Source organism: Bradyrhizobium sp. 521_C7_N1_3 (genome assembly GCF_052075975.1).
Classification (GTDB): Bacteria; Pseudomonadota; Alphaproteobacteria; order Rhizobiales; family Xanthobacteraceae; genus Bradyrhizobium; species Bradyrhizobium japonicum.
In genome coordinates, this window is the sequence record NZ_CP197232.1 from 7729949 (window position 1) to 7744268 (window position 14320).

Annotated in this window: 8 protein-coding genes; 6 read left to right on the forward strand and 2 right to left on the reverse strand. The window is 61.1% G+C overall.

Features of this window, described 5'->3' with window-relative positions; genetic code table 11:
* The first annotated feature begins 376 nt into the window (after window positions 1–376).
* The 6 genes from AB7008_RS36390 to AB7008_RS36415 all read left to right on the forward strand — a co-directional run bounded on the left by AB7008_RS36390 (window position 377) and on the right by AB7008_RS36415 (window position 10112).
* Window positions 377–1936, forward strand: a complete 1560-nt coding sequence (locus tag AB7008_RS36390) for an AbgT family transporter (RefSeq protein ID WP_441260353.1) — start codon at window positions 377–379, stop codon at window positions 1934–1936.
* Between the two features lie 203 nt (window positions 1937–2139).
* Window positions 2140–3138 (forward strand): glutaminase A, encoded by a 999-nt coding sequence (gene glsA / locus AB7008_RS36395; RefSeq protein ID WP_441260354.1) that lies wholly within the window; start codon window positions 2140–2142, stop codon window positions 3136–3138.
* A gap of 72 nt (window positions 3139–3210) precedes the next feature.
* On the forward strand, window positions 3211–4869 hold the full coding sequence (locus tag AB7008_RS36400) for an MFS transporter (RefSeq protein ID WP_441260355.1): 1659 nt from the start codon (window positions 3211–3213) through the stop codon (window positions 4867–4869).
* Between the two features lie 94 nt (window positions 4870–4963).
* A complete protein-coding gene (locus AB7008_RS36405; RefSeq protein ID WP_304490922.1) occupies window positions 4964–6346 on the forward strand; it encodes a M20/M25/M40 family metallo-hydrolase in 1383 nt (460 codons plus the stop codon).
* Window positions 6347–6400: 54 nt separating this feature from the next.
* Entirely contained in the window at window positions 6401–8230 is a 1830-nt protein-coding gene (locus tag AB7008_RS36410) for an SLC13 family permease (protein ID WP_441260356.1), read from the forward strand.
* Window positions 8231–8282: 52 nt separating this feature from the next.
* Window positions 8283–10112 (forward strand): SLC13 family permease, encoded by a 1830-nt coding sequence (locus tag AB7008_RS36415; protein WP_441260357.1) that lies wholly within the window; start codon window positions 8283–8285, stop codon window positions 10110–10112.
* Between the two features lie 6 nt (window positions 10113–10118).
* On the opposite strand, the gene AB7008_RS36420 is transcribed toward AB7008_RS36415, so the two are convergent.
* Window positions 10119–13184: an efflux RND transporter permease subunit gene (locus tag AB7008_RS36420; RefSeq protein WP_304490925.1), complete on the reverse strand. Its 3066-nt coding sequence runs from the start codon at window positions 13182–13184 to the stop codon at window positions 10119–10121.
* Entirely contained in the window at window positions 13181–14284 is a 1104-nt protein-coding gene (locus AB7008_RS36425; protein ID WP_439711324.1) for an efflux RND transporter periplasmic adaptor subunit, read from the reverse strand. Before AB7008_RS36425 ends, AB7008_RS36420 begins: the two co-directional genes overlap by 4 nt.
* Between the last annotated feature and the right edge of the window lie 36 nt (window positions 14285–14320).

Genomic DNA, 14320 nt, shown 5'->3' on the forward strand with positions numbered 1-14320 from the left:
GGCCTTGCCGACACAGATGTTCGTTCGGGTCGGTAATTGCCCCGGAACAATCTAGGCGCATTCGGTATTCAGCCGGATTTTGATGCGCCTTATTGATTGTTCGTAAGGCAGCGTGTGAACGGACAGATCGCGAAAGGATGAGCAATCCTCTCGCGAGAGGCCTCCGTGTCTCCATGGTCCTTTCAGATCGTCGCCGCACTCGCGGCGATGACGCTGGCATCTTCGTCAGAGGAGTAGCGGGGTCGTCGCGTTGATTACGAGATCAGCGGCTTCGAGCGCGCATCGGCGTCCGGTCCGTCGTCGCTGCTCAGAGCATGGATCATCATGGTACCAGCGCTGCTCCAGCCGTCGCTAATGGAGCGGGAGGATTTCCGACATGAGCGCGCGCAGTGACGCCACGAACACGCCGCCATCGAAGACGATGACGCAAAGAGCCCTCGACACTGTCGAACGTGTCGGAAACAGCGTCCCGCACCCGGTCGTGATATTTCTGATCCTCATCGCCATCGTGTTGGTGCTGTCTCACTTACTCTACATGTTGGGGGCAAGCGTCACCTATCAGGTCATCAATCCGGATACTCACAAGATCGAGACCGCGACCTCTGCCGCCAATAGCCTGCTGACGGCGGATGGAATTCGTCATATTTACACCCGGCTCGTGCCAAACCTCATGGGTTTCACCGCGGTTGGGCTGTTGATCGTCGCCATGATGGGCGTCGGCGTCGCCGAGGAAGCCGGCCTGATCAACGCGTTGATCAGAAAACTCGTGGCCGTCTCTCCGAGCTGGGCACTCGTTTACATCGTCGCGTTCGTCGGCATCTTGTCCAGCATTGCCGCAGACGCCGGCTATGTGGTGTTGATCCCGTTGGCCGGCGCCGCCTTCTTGAGCGTTGGCCGGCATCCTCTCGCCGGGCTCGCCGTGGGATTTGCCGCAGTCGCTGGTGCATTCACCGTGAACATGATCATCAAGCCGCTTGATGCCGTTCTGACGGAAATCACCAATGACGCAATCCACATGGTCAATCCCACCACGTCGCTGGATCTGACCGCCAACGTCTCGTTCTCGATCGCCTCCGTTCTTGTCCTGACCATCGTCATCGCGCTCATCAACAACCGGATCATCGAGCCACGGCTGGGCGCGTACCAGGCCGAAAAGACCGCCAACACTCAGCCGGACGGAGAGCAGCTTTCCGCCGACGAGTCGCGTGGGCTGAGGTACAGCGCCTTTGCGCTGCTCGGGGTCGTGATCCTGTTCCTTCTGTTAACGGTTCCGTCGGGCGCGCCCCTGCGCAATCCGACGACGGGCGTCCTGATCGGCAACTCACCATTCATGAACGGCCTGATCGGGGTCATCATGGTGCTGTTCCTTGCAACCGGGATCGCATACGGCATCGGCGCGAAGACGGTGAATAGCTCTACGGCCGTCATCGCGGCCATGACCAAGGCGGTGGCTTCGCTGAGCGGCACCATCCTCCTCTTCGTCGTCATCAGCCAGTTCGTCGACTACTTCAACTATAGCAACATTCCAACGTTGATGGCCCTGACGATGGCCGATGTCTTGAAGAGCGCAAATATCGGCACGCTGTGGCTGCTGGTTGGCTTCATCATTGTCGTCATGATCCTGGACTTCGTGTTCACGCCGGCGATCGCCAAATGGGCCATCTTCGCGCCGGTCTTCGTGCCGGTGTTCGTGCAGCTTAACGTCGATCCCGCGGCCGTCCTGGCCGCCTACCGCGTCGGCGACTCGCCGATCAACGCGATTACCCCGCTCAATGCCTACTTTGCCATGGTGGTCGGATTTGCCCAGATTTACGACAAGAATGCGGGCGTCGGGACGGTTGTCGCGCTGATGCTGCCGTACACTCTCTGGATGGCCATCATTTGGACCGTGCTGTTCGTTGTCTGGTACCTGCTCGGCTTGCCTTGGGGATTATGAGGCGCAAGGGCAGCGCTAACCCGGAAAAACCCCGAGACGTCCGGGTAAATGGCCTGATTGTTCACCGAGGAAAATCAACGTTAGATGACGGTCCGTTGTGCCTCGCTAAAGGCAGTGAACGAAAACGGCGAGTGAGGAACGTTTGACCCGACACATGTCGGGGCTCCCTCGGTGCTTCTCATTATGGAGGCTTGGAACGCGCAATGAATGCGAACGCCGATGCCGACAACAACTATTCCTACGTATCAACCGGACACCTGCCGGCCGAAGCGGAAGTCATCTCGCTGATCGACGAGGTGTACGCGCGCTACAAATCAAATACGGACGGCAGGAACTCCCAAGTATATCCCGCGCTCGCCGAAGTGCCGAGCGACCTGTTCGGCGTTTGCGTGGTCGGCACCAACGGCGCGGTCTACGCTGTGGGGGCGGCCGAATACGAGTTCTCGATCATGAGCGTTTCCAAGCCGTTCATCTTTGCATTGGTCTGTCAGGCCCTCGGCGCGGCGCAGGCACGCCAGAAGCTCGGAGCGAACGCGACCGGCCTTCCGTTCAACTCGCTCGCTGCCGTCGAACGCAGCCCCGATGGCCGCACAAATCCGATGGTGAATGCGGGCGCGATTGCGACGACAAGCCTCGTCCCGGGAGCGACGGCTGATGCGAAATGGAAGTTCATCTACGAGGGATTGTCGCAGTTCGCCGGCCGCCCGCTTGCGCTTAACAACGAGGTTTATGCCTCGGCGACGGAGACCAACTTCCGAAACCAGAGCATCGCCCGCCTGCTCCAGAGTTTCGAACGGATTTACTGCGATCCGGCAGAGGCGACCGATCTTTACACCAGACAATGCGCGCTGAATGTGAGTGCCAAGGATCTGGCGGTGATGGGTGCGACTTTGGCGGACGGCGGCGTGAACCCCATCACTAAAGTGCGCGTGGTCGATCCGTCGGTCTGCCACTACGCACTGGCCGTCATGACGACTGCCGGAATGTACGAGACATCTGGCGATTGGCTTTACGATGTCGGGCTACCGGGCAAGAGCGGCATCGGCGGCGGAATCGTCACGGTCTCCCCGGGAAAGGGCGGTCTAGGGACCTTTGCGCCGCCGCTCGACAGCGCCGGAAACAGCGTCAAGGGACAGCTTGTAGCGAAGTATCTTTCGCAGCGGCTGGGCATGGATTTGTTCATGTCCAACCCGGAAGCGTAGGTTTGCAATTGTCGGAGATTCAGCCCGCACCGACTGTGGCTGGACTTCAGAAAAAACGACAGGGGACACGCCATGACGATGGCATCTGCGACGACGGTTCACTCCGTTGAAGAAGAGAATGCATCCTGGGTGCCGATGATCACCATCGCCCTCGGCCAGATGATCATGTCCTTCAACGTCGCCTCCTTGCCAGTTGCGCTGGGAGGGATGGTCAACAGTTTTGGCGTTCCGCCCACGACTGTCGCCACCGGTATCGTGGCTTATTCGATGCTTGTTGCCGGCTTCGTCATGCTCGGTGCGAAGCTGACACAGCGCTACGGAGCGACGCACGTATTCCGCGTTGCCGTTGCCGTGTTCGGCGCCGCGCAGGCGTTAATGACGTTCAGTCCAAACGCGGATCTCATGATTACTGCGCAATCCTTGTCCGGCGCGGCCGGTGCGGTGATCGTACCGTCGTTGGTCGCGCTTATCGCGGAAAACTACAAGGGGCGGCAGCAGGCAACAGCCGTTGGCGCATTGGGTTCCGCGCGCGCCGCTGCGGGCGTTCTGGCGTTTGTCGTCGGCGGTACTCTAGGCACATTCATCGGATGGCGCCCTGCGTTCGGGATTCTGATCGCCGTGTCGGCTGTGGTTTTCCTTTTGAGCTTTCGTCTCAAGCCCGATGAGGCGCGTCCGGAGGTCCGGATCGATTTCGTAGGTGTCGTTCTCGCTGCCGCAGCCATCATTCTGATCAGCTTCGGTTTCAACAACCTCAATCGGTGGGGGCTGGGATTGGCGGGGCCCAATGCGCCATTCGACCTCTTTGGCGTATCTCCCGCCCCGATCATGATCGTGGTGGGTATCGTGCTCGGTCAGGGCTTTCTGACTTGGACCCACAGACAGCAGGCTGCGGGGAAGACGCCGCTTCTTGCGCTCGAGGTGATCGACTCCCCGCAGGAGCGGGCGGCGGTGTATGCGATGTTTGCTGTCGTAGCGCTGGAAGCGATGCTCAATTTCTCGGTTCCATTATACATCCAGATCGTGCAGGGGCGCACGCCGCTGGCGACAACAATCGCCATGATGCCCTTCAACCTCACCGTCTTCTTCGCTGCGATGCTGATCGTGCGCTTCTATGGTCGGTTCACGCCGAGGCAGATCGGACGCTATGGCTTCATACTCTGCACTGTGGCGCTCCTTTGGCTCGCCTTTGTCGTGAGGAATGATTGGAGCGCCGTCCCGGTTCTCCTTGGGCTGGTGATTTTCGGCATTGGACAGGGATCGCTGGTCACACTGCTGTTCAACGTGCTGGTCACGGCTTCGCCGAAAGAGCTCGCAGGCGACGTCGGCTCGCTGCGCGGCACGACCAACAATCTCGCCGCGGCCGTCGGCACAGCGGTGGCCGGGGCACTCCTCGTCGGCCTGTTAAGCGCGGCTGTTTTGCGGACCATCGCCGAAAATCCAAAATTGCCGCCTGAGATACAGGCGCAGCTGGACCTGGATAACATCACCTTTATCAGCAATGACCGGCTGCAGAGCGTGATGGAGCAAACCACGGCCTCTCCGGCTCAAGTGGCGGAAGCGGTGCGCGTCAACACTGTCGTGCGATTGCGCGCTTTGAAAATTGGCCTCGTCATCATGGCTGGCATTGCCTTGCTTGCGATTTTCCCGGCAGGGAAGCTGCCCAACTTCCTGCCAGGCGAAATTCCCGACCCGGCGCCGCATAAGCGCGGAAGGAACGAACAGCAATCGTAACCTCCTGGCAAGAAACAGCGCTTGCTACGACGGACAATGTGGCGATCGCGCCCGCGTACTGACCAACGGCTCAGAAGACCCTCCGGAGGGCTCAATGACCAAGCTCGATGATGTCCTGTCCAACGTCGACGCAAATCTCGATGCGGCTCTCGAGCGTCTGTTCGCGATCCTGCGCATCAAGTCGATTTCGACCGATCCGGCTTATAAGGCCGAATGTACGGCCAATGCCGAATGGCACGTGGCCGACCTCAAGAGCATCGGCTTCGACGCCTCGGTGCGCCCGACACCGGGGCACCCGATGGTCGTGGCACATGACCGCAGCGTGCCTGGTCCCTCGGCACTGTTCTACGGCCATTACGATGTGCAGCCGGTCGATCCGCTCGAGCTCTGGGAGCGCGATCCCTTCGACCCGTCCATCCAGACGATGCCCGATGGCGCGAAGATCATCACGGGCCGCGGCTCCGCGGACGACAAAGGCCAACTCATGGCCTTTGTCGAGGCCTGCCGCGCCTGGAAGGCGGTCACCGGCAAACTGCCGATTCCGGTTTCGATCCTGCTGGAGGGCGAAGAGGAATCCGGTGGCGTGAACCTGCCGGGCTTTCTCGATGCCCATGCCGCGGAGCTGCGCGCAGATATCGGCCTGATCTGCGACACCAACATGTGGGACCACGAGACGCCGGCGATCCAGACCATGCTGCGCGGACTCTGCGGTGAAGAGGTCATCATACACGCCGCCGATCGCGACCTGCACTCGGGCTTCTATGGTTCGGCCGCGGCCAATCCGAACCGCATTCTCGCCCGCATCCTCTCTGACCTGCACGACGACAACGGACGCGTCACGCTGCGCGGCTTCTATGACGGCGTACCGGAACTTCCCAAGGCGCTGCGCGAGCAATGGGACAGCCTGAACTTCAGCGCAAAGTCCTTCCTCGGCGCCATCGGGCTTTCGATTCCCGCCGGCGAGAAGGGCCGCGACGCGCTGGAGATGGTCTGGTCGCGCCCGACCTGCGAAATCAACGGCATGGGCGGCGGCTACCAGGGAGCCGGATTCAAGACCGTGATTCCCGCGATGGCATCGGCAAAGGTGTCTTTCCGCTTGGTTTTCGATCAGGACCCCCATGCCATCCGCAAAGCCTTCCGGGAGCATGTGCATGCACGCGTCCCGGCCGATTGCCGTGTGGAATTCCTGGAGCATGGCGCGGGCCAGGCGATCCGCTTCCCGATCGAGGCCCCGGCCTTCGGCAAGGCGCGCGACGCACTGACGGCCGAATGGGGCAAGCCCGCAGTCTTCATCGGCGGTGGCGGCTCCATTCCCGTAACCCATCAGCTCAAACAATCGCTGGGCATGGACGTGGTGCTTGCGGGCTTCGGCCTCGAGGATGACCGCATCCACAGCCCGAACGAGAAGTACAATCTCAAGAGCTTCCATAAGGGCATCCGCTCCTGGGCACGTATTCTGGAAGCGCTGTCGCGGTAGAGCGGCACGGGCACGCAGCGCTGGCTCCAGACCAGACCGCCCTCGCGAGGTGCGATGACGCCGCATATACTCATTACCTTCGCCATCATCGCCACGATGGTGCTGCTGTTCGTCTCGAACCGGGTGCCGGTCGCGGTCGTGGCGTTAAGTGCGACACTCGTGCTTTACGCGACCGGCATTCTGGAGCTCTCCGAGGCGCTGGCGGGTTTCGGCGACACCACGATACTCTTCATTGCTTCGCTCTTCGTGGTGAGTGCCAGCCTGGATTCGTCCGGCGTCACCACGTGGGCAGGCCAGGTGCTGATCCGCTACGCCGGCGAAAGCCGGACACGCCTGTTGGTGCTGTCGATGTTGCTCGTGGCCTTTCTCACGGCGCTGATCGGCTCGGGTGGCGCAGTGGCCGCCCTGCTGCCCGTGCTGGTGATCGTCTCCGTCCGGCTCAAGCGTCCGCCTGCGCAACTCATGATGCCTCTCGCCTTCGCCTCCTATTCGGGTTCGATGCTGGTACTGACCGGAAGCCTTGTGAACGTGCTGCTTTCCGACGCGGCAAGCGATGTCGGCCTCGCGCCGTTCGGCTTTTTCGAGATGACGGTGATCGGCGTACCGCTCCTGGCAGGCACCGTGGCCATCGTGATTCTTTTCGGCGATATGCTGCTGCCGGTCCGCACTAGCCGGGAGATGCCGGAGGACCTGAGCCACCATTCGCGCATGCTGACCGAGCAGTACAAGCTGTTTGACCAGGTGTACCAGTTCGAGATCACCGCCGCCTCGCCCTATCGCGGCACGTTGCAGGCGGTGCTGGAATCGCGGCTGGAGCGCGAGAACCACCCGGAGCTCAGCTTCATCGCTATTCGCCCTCGCCGCCAGAACAGCATCTCGTGGCAACATTCTCTGGTGGAAGGCGATCGGCTCATCATGCGCGGTGAGCAGGCGGCAATGGACGCCTTCGCCGAGCAGCATGGCCTGACGCCCTGCCAGGAGACGATCGGCAAAATGCGGGAGGCACTGTTCAACGACAGCCATGGCTTTTCCGAGGTGGTGCTGCCGCCCCGCTCTCGTCTGATCGGTGAGACCGTCTTCCCCGGCATGGTCACCGAAAGTGGCGATCTGATTATCCTGGGCGTTCAACGCGGCGGCGAGAATCTCGGACCGGGCGAAGCCGTTCTTGCGGCGGGTGACACGCTGTTGCTGCAAGGCCGTTGGGAAGCGCTTGAGGAGTACGGGCGAGATCCCAACGTGCTCGTCGTTGCTGCCCCTGACATGATCCGCAGCCAGGCCAGGCCCCTGGGCACCGGCTCCATGCGCGCCATTGTCATTCTCGCTGTCATGGTTACGCTGCTAGCGACGGGCGTCGTGCCAAGAGTCGTCGCTGGATTGGCGGCGGCCTGCGCGGTGATCCTGTTGCGCGTACTCAAGATCGAACGAGCCTATCGGGCGATTAACTGGAATGTGCTGATCATGGTCGCCTCGCTGATCCCGCTCTCGACCGCCATGTACAAGACGGGTGCAGCCTATCTCATCGCCGATACACTCGTTGCCATTGTCGGCAATGCGAGCCCGTATGCGCTGCTGGCGGGGCTGTTTTTGCTCACGGCGCTCATCGGCCAGTTGATCAGCAGCACGGCGACGACACTCATCGTCATTCCGATAGCGATTGCCTCCGCGGAAGCCGTCGGTGTCTCGCCGCGCACCGCGCTGGTGACTGTGGCGGTGGCTGCGGCCGCTTCCTTTCTTACGCCAATCGCCGCCTCAGCGAGCCTCATGGTGCAGGGCCCCGGCGGCTATCGATTTGGCGATTTCTGGAGGATGGGTCTACCGTTGCTGCTCTGGTTCTTCCTGGTAGGCACGTTTCTCGTGCCCATGCTCTGGCCATTCGCAGGATGAGCAGTTTGCGCAGGATGATTGGTTTGCGTCTTAACCGACCGGGTATTTCCGCATGAACACCAATCTTGCTTTGGTTCTTCTGCTGCTTGCGGCCGCGATCGTGATGTTTATGGCCAATCGCCCGCGCATGGATGCGGTCGCGCTGCTGATGATCGTGATCATGCCATTTACTGGGGTGATTACCATCAACGAGGCACTGGCGGGGTTCAGTGATCCCAGCATCGTGCTGATCGCGGGCCTCTTCGTGATCGGAGAAGGGCTGGTGCGCACCGGCGTCGCGCGTCGCCTCGGCGACTGGCTGAATGCGACCGCCGGCAGCAGCGAGACGCGCATGCTGGTGCTGCTGATGCTCGCGGTCAGCGGGCTCGGTGCATTCATGAGTTCGACGGCCGTAGTGGCCATATTCATCCCGGTCGTGCTGCGCATCTGTCAGAACACGGGCGCCGCGCCGAGCCAGTTGATGATGCCCTTGAGCTTTGCGGCCCTGATCAGTGGCATGCTCACCCTGGTCGCGACTGCGCCAAATCTCGTGGTCAACGCCGAGCTGATCCGCCAGGGTGCGGCCGGCTTCGGCTTTTTCAGCTTCACGCCCTTTGGGCTCACATTCCTGGCGCTCGGCATTGCCTATATGCTGATCGCGCGGCGGTTTCTGCCCGTCTCGGCCAAGCGTGTGGACGGCGAGCGCCGTCAGCCGAACTTGCTTGATTGGGTGACGCAGTATGGCCTCGCCGATCGCGCCTTGCGCGTTCGCGTGCTGACCGACTCGCCGCTGATCGGCAAGCGTCTGGAAGAGCTTCCGCTCCGGGACCGTGGCGTGAATCTGCTCGCCATCGAGCTCCCCGGCCGCTTTGGGACCGACGTGAGCCGCCCGAATGCACGGACCGAACTGGCCGCCGGGCAGATCCTGCTCCTCGACGTCATCGCGCCCGATGCCGAGACCGATCGGATGCTGCGTGACTATAAAGTCGAGAAGATTCCTCTGGGCGATGGCGGCTACTTCACCGATCGTTCGCAGGAGATCGGCATGGTCGAAGTCATCGTCCCGGCGGAATCCAAGCTGATTGGCCAGAGCATTTTGCAAGCGCGGGTGCGCAGCGAAATGGGATTGACGGTGCTGGGGTTGCGGCACGGTCGCAAGGTCGTCAGCCGGGAGCTGCTCGATGAGACCTTGAAGGTCGGTGACACCCTTCTGCTGACCGGCTTCTGGTCTGACATCCGCAAGCTGCGATCCGAATTCTCGGATCTTGTCGTCCTGAACCTGCCGACCGAGCACAAAGAGGTTCTGCCGGCCGCGAACCTCGCACCTCAGGCTCTGGCGGTGCTGGCTTTGACGGTCGGTATGATGGTCAGCGGTGTGGTGCCGAACGCGCATGCGGTTCTAATCGGCTGCTTGCTGATGGGGTTGCTGGGCTGCGTGGATTTCAACAGTGCCTATGCCTCGATCAATTGGAAGAGCCTGGTTCTTATTGTCGGCATGCTGCCCTTTTCGCTGGCGCTGCAACGAACCGGTGGCGTTGATTTTGCCGCCGACGCGGTGACGCATCTTGCGGGCGAGGCATCACCGCGAGTCCTGTTGGCGCTGCTCTTCGTGATCACGGCTGCCCTTGGCCTGTTCATCTCGAATACGGCGACCGCGGTGCTCATGGCGCCAGTAGCGCTCGCTGTCGCGAAGGACATCGGCGCCTCGCCGTATCCCTTCGCGATGACTATCGCCATCGCGGCCTCGGCCGCCTTCATGACGCCTGTGTCTTCGCCGGTGAACACCTTGGTGGTCGGACCGGGCAATTACGGTTTCGGCGATTTCTTGAAGATTGGTGTCCCTTTTACCGTCGTCGTAATGGTAACGACCCTGGCGCTGGTGCCTTGGCTGCTCCGATTTTAGCGGCCGTCAGGCCGGGCGCGATCCCCCGGGCGGTTGCTCTTTCTCGTCCCGCGCAAACCAGGCTACATACAGCGTCGGCAGGAAGACCAGCGTCAGAACGGTGGCGACAAGGAGTCCGCCCATGATCGCGAATGCCATCGGTCCCCAGAATACTGTTGGCGCGATTGGAATCATCCCGAGAACAGTCGATACGGCCGTCAACATGATCGGCCGAAAACGGGAACTGCTGGCATCCACCGCAGCGTCCCAGGCCGTCTTGCCCAAAGCGCGTTCGGCGTCGATCTGACCGATCAGAATGACCGCGTTCTTGCTGATCATGCCGAGCAGCGCGAGCACGCCGAGAATGGCGACAAAACCCAGGGGCCTGCCGGACAGCATCAACGCTGCAACCACGCCGATAAGGCCGAGCGGCGCCACGCTGAGCACCATGAACAGTCTCGGAAAGCTCTGGAGCTGCACCATGAGGACGGTAAACATGACCAACAGCATCACCGGCACCACTGCCAGCACAGACGCCTGCGACTTCTGACTTTCCTCCACGGTGCCGCCCACGACGACGCTGTACCCCGAAGGAAGGCTCTTTCTGAAGTTCTCGATCGCCATCGAGAGCGACGTAACCACGCTCTCCGGCAGCTTGTTACCGGCAATGGCGGCCTGAACCGTCAGGGTCGGAATGCGGTCGCGCCGCCAGACGAGCGGAAACTCCTGGTCATATTCGAAGGAGGCGAACTGGCTGAGAGGAACAGTCTGCCCACCCGGCAGCGCCACCTGCAAGTTGCGCAGACCGTCCAGCGAGCCCCTCTGCTCGTCGGTCGCGCGCGCCACCACATTGACCAGATAGATATCGTCGCGAACCTGGGTAATGGGTGTGCCGGATATGACCGTATTCAGGGCTGTCGCGATCGCTTGCGAACTGAGGCCGAGAAGGCGAGCCTCGTTCTGGTCCACGCGAATACGCACTTGGCGATTGGGTTCCATCCAATCGAAATTCACCTGCTTGGTGTCCGGACTGGAGGCTACGATCTGTCCGACTTTGAGCGCGATTTCGCGCACCCGTTCCACGTCGGGCCCACTGACCCGATACTGCACCGGCCATCCAACCGGCGGTCCGAGCTCAAGCGGAGAAACGAACGCAATCGCACTAGGAAACTCCTGCGCAAGCAGCTTTTCGAGCTTGGAATGCAGGCGCTCGCGTGCAGCGACATCCTTGGCGATCACCACGGCCTGCGTGAAGAAATCGTTCGGGAGCTGAACATTAAGGGGCAAATAGAAGCGGATGGCGCCGCGCCCGACATAAGTGCTCCACCGCGCCACATCGGCATCGGTCGAAAGGGCAGCATCCAGGCGCTTTGCCGCAGCCTCGCTCGCGTGGATTGACGAGTTCTGCGGCAAGCTCAGGTCCACGAGCAACTCGGGACGGTCCGACGATGGAAAGAACTGTCGCGGGATGAGCGGCAGCGCAAGCACCGAACAAACGAACAGCGCCAAGGAGATCGCGATCGTCAGCCATTTCGCGCGCATCGCGAAAGTCAGGAAACTCCGATACATGCGGAAGATCCTGCCCGGATCCGCCGTACTTGCCTGCTTCGGTGGAACAAGGATCGCTGCTCCGAGCAGTGGCGTGAAAATGACCGCAACGAACCAGGAAACCAGCAGTGCGATCGTGACCACGGCGAAGAGCGAGAACGTGTATTCACCGGCGGAACTCGCGGCAAAGCCGACCGGTATAAAGCCCGCGATCGTCACCAGCGTGCCCGCGAGCATCGCCATTGCATGGGTCCGATATGCGAAAGTTGCCGCCTCGATCTTGCTGGCGCCCTCTGCGAGCCGACTGAGCGTCGCATCGGTCGTGGTCATCGCATCGTCGACCAGCAATGCGAGCGCAATGATGAGCGCGCCAAGCGATATTCGCTGCATATCGATGCTGAGAAGTCCCATGATCGGAAACACAATCGCCAGCGTGAACGGTATGGCCAGCGCGATGATCAGGCCGGGTCGTACGCCCAGGCTGATGAAGCTCACCACCATGATGATGCCGATCGCCTGCATCAGCGAGACCGTAAACTCGCGGATCGCCTGGTCGACGACAACGGGCTGGTCAGCGACCAGGCTGGGCTCGATTCCGATGGGGAGATCCGCGGTGATTTGCGCCATTGCCTTTCTGATATTGGCGCCGAGCGCGAGAATGTCGCCGCCATCCCGCATGGCGATCGCAAGGCCTATTGCCGGTTTGCCATTGATCCGAAACATCGGCTGGGGCGGATCCGTGTAGCCGCGTCGCACCTGCGCAATATCGCTCAGGCGAAGCATGCGGCCGCCGGCGGAAAAATTGATGTTGGCGATATCCTGCTCCGACTGGAAGCTGCCTGATACCCGAATCGAGATGCTTTCCAGGCCGGTCTGAATCGTTCCCGCCGGACGCACGATGTTTTGCGACTGGAGCGCCGCAATAAGAGCGGACCGATCAATTCCGAGGGCCGCGAGCTCCTTCGTGGAGAACTCGACGAAGATCACTTCGTCCTGTTCGCCCAGAAGCTCAATCTTTGACACGTCAGGTACGAGAAGCAGCCTTGAGCGGATATCCTCGACCCGATCGCGCAACTCGCGCTGAGTGAAGCCGTCACTGGTAAAGCCATAGATGATGCCGAATGTATCACCGAATTCGTCATTAAACCCCGGCCCGATCACGCCTGCGGGTAGTGTATGACGCATGTCTCCGATCGTCTTTCGTACGTGATACCAGGTATCGGCCACCTGTTTCGCATTCGCTCTCCCCTTCAGATTTACAAAGACGGTCGCGACACCGGCCCTTGTGAAGCTCCGCAGGAAGTCCAGATGCGGCGTTTCCTGCAAGTGACGTTCGAGGCGTTCAGTCACCTGCTTCATCGTCTCTTCCACAGTTGCGCCGGGCCACGCGGCCTGGACGACCATGGTCTTGATGATGAAGGCGGGATCTTCGTTGCGCCCCAACCGGAAATAGGACAGCGCCCCCCCGACCACCGCAATCATCATCATATAGACGACCAGCGAACGGTGTTTCAGAGCCCAGTCGGAAAGATTAATTCCGCTCATGGCTCGGATCCAAGAATCCGGACCTTCTGACCCGGATGTAACGCCTGAACGCCGGCGGTGACGACTATTTCGCCGATGTCGAGCCCCTGGGAGATAATGGCCTGCGCTTCATCGAATCGCAGCACGTCCACATTGCGCACCGCGACCGTGGCGGTGGCCGGGTCGACGACCCATACGGCGGGCTGCTCGTTCATCCTGGTCAGCGCGGAAGATGGAATATCGATCATCGGCCCTGCAGTGGTGCTCACTCGCCCTATCACTGACGCACCCAACCGCATTGCGGCTGGCGGATCCGTCAGGCCGACCTTGACCTCGAAGGTTCGGGTCACAGCACTGGCCTGCGCAGCGACTTCGCGAATGCGCCCTTGCGCCGTTATCGACGGATCGTCAGCCAAGCTGACGGTAATCTCTGGATCGGTGGAGGCCGACCTGATCAATTGAGCGGGGACATCGAAGATCGCATCGCGACCGCCCTGCCGTGCGATCCTGGCGATCATCTGCCCGACCTGGACGACCTCGCCGGCGACCGGACCTGTGGCTGTTATCACACCGGGTGCATCAGCCTTGAGTTCGGTGAAACCAACGAGGTCGTGTGCAGAACTCAGTTGCGCTTCGGCCGCATCGACTTGCGATTGCGCGGTTTGCCGTGCCTGGGTTGCGGCATCATAGTTGGCGCGCGTGGTCCAACCCTGGGCCAGCAGTGTCTCCTGGCGATCGAAGTGATTGCGCGCCTGGGTCAATTGCCCCTGAGCTGCGGCAAGGGAGGCCTGCGCCTGCCGCAGCGCACTCAGTTCATTCTGCGACTCCAATCGTGCCAGCACCTGGCCGGCTTTGACCCGGTCGCCTATCTTGGTGTCATTACTCAACAATCGTCCCGAGATCCGGAATGCGACATTCACCTCGTCTTCTGCCTCGACCCGTCCGGAGAATGTCAGCGGCGTTGTGACCTTGCGCTTTTCTACGGTCGCTGTACGTACGATCCGCGGCGGAGATGCGTCCTTGGTTTCGGTTTCCCGTCCACATCCTGCCAGCATCAGCGAGAACGCCGTCACCAGCGTCGATGTGAGGATGTTTCGGGACGCAGATCGGCTGCCGTGCATGAACATGACCTGTTCCGTTCCGGGAGTGGGATCTTG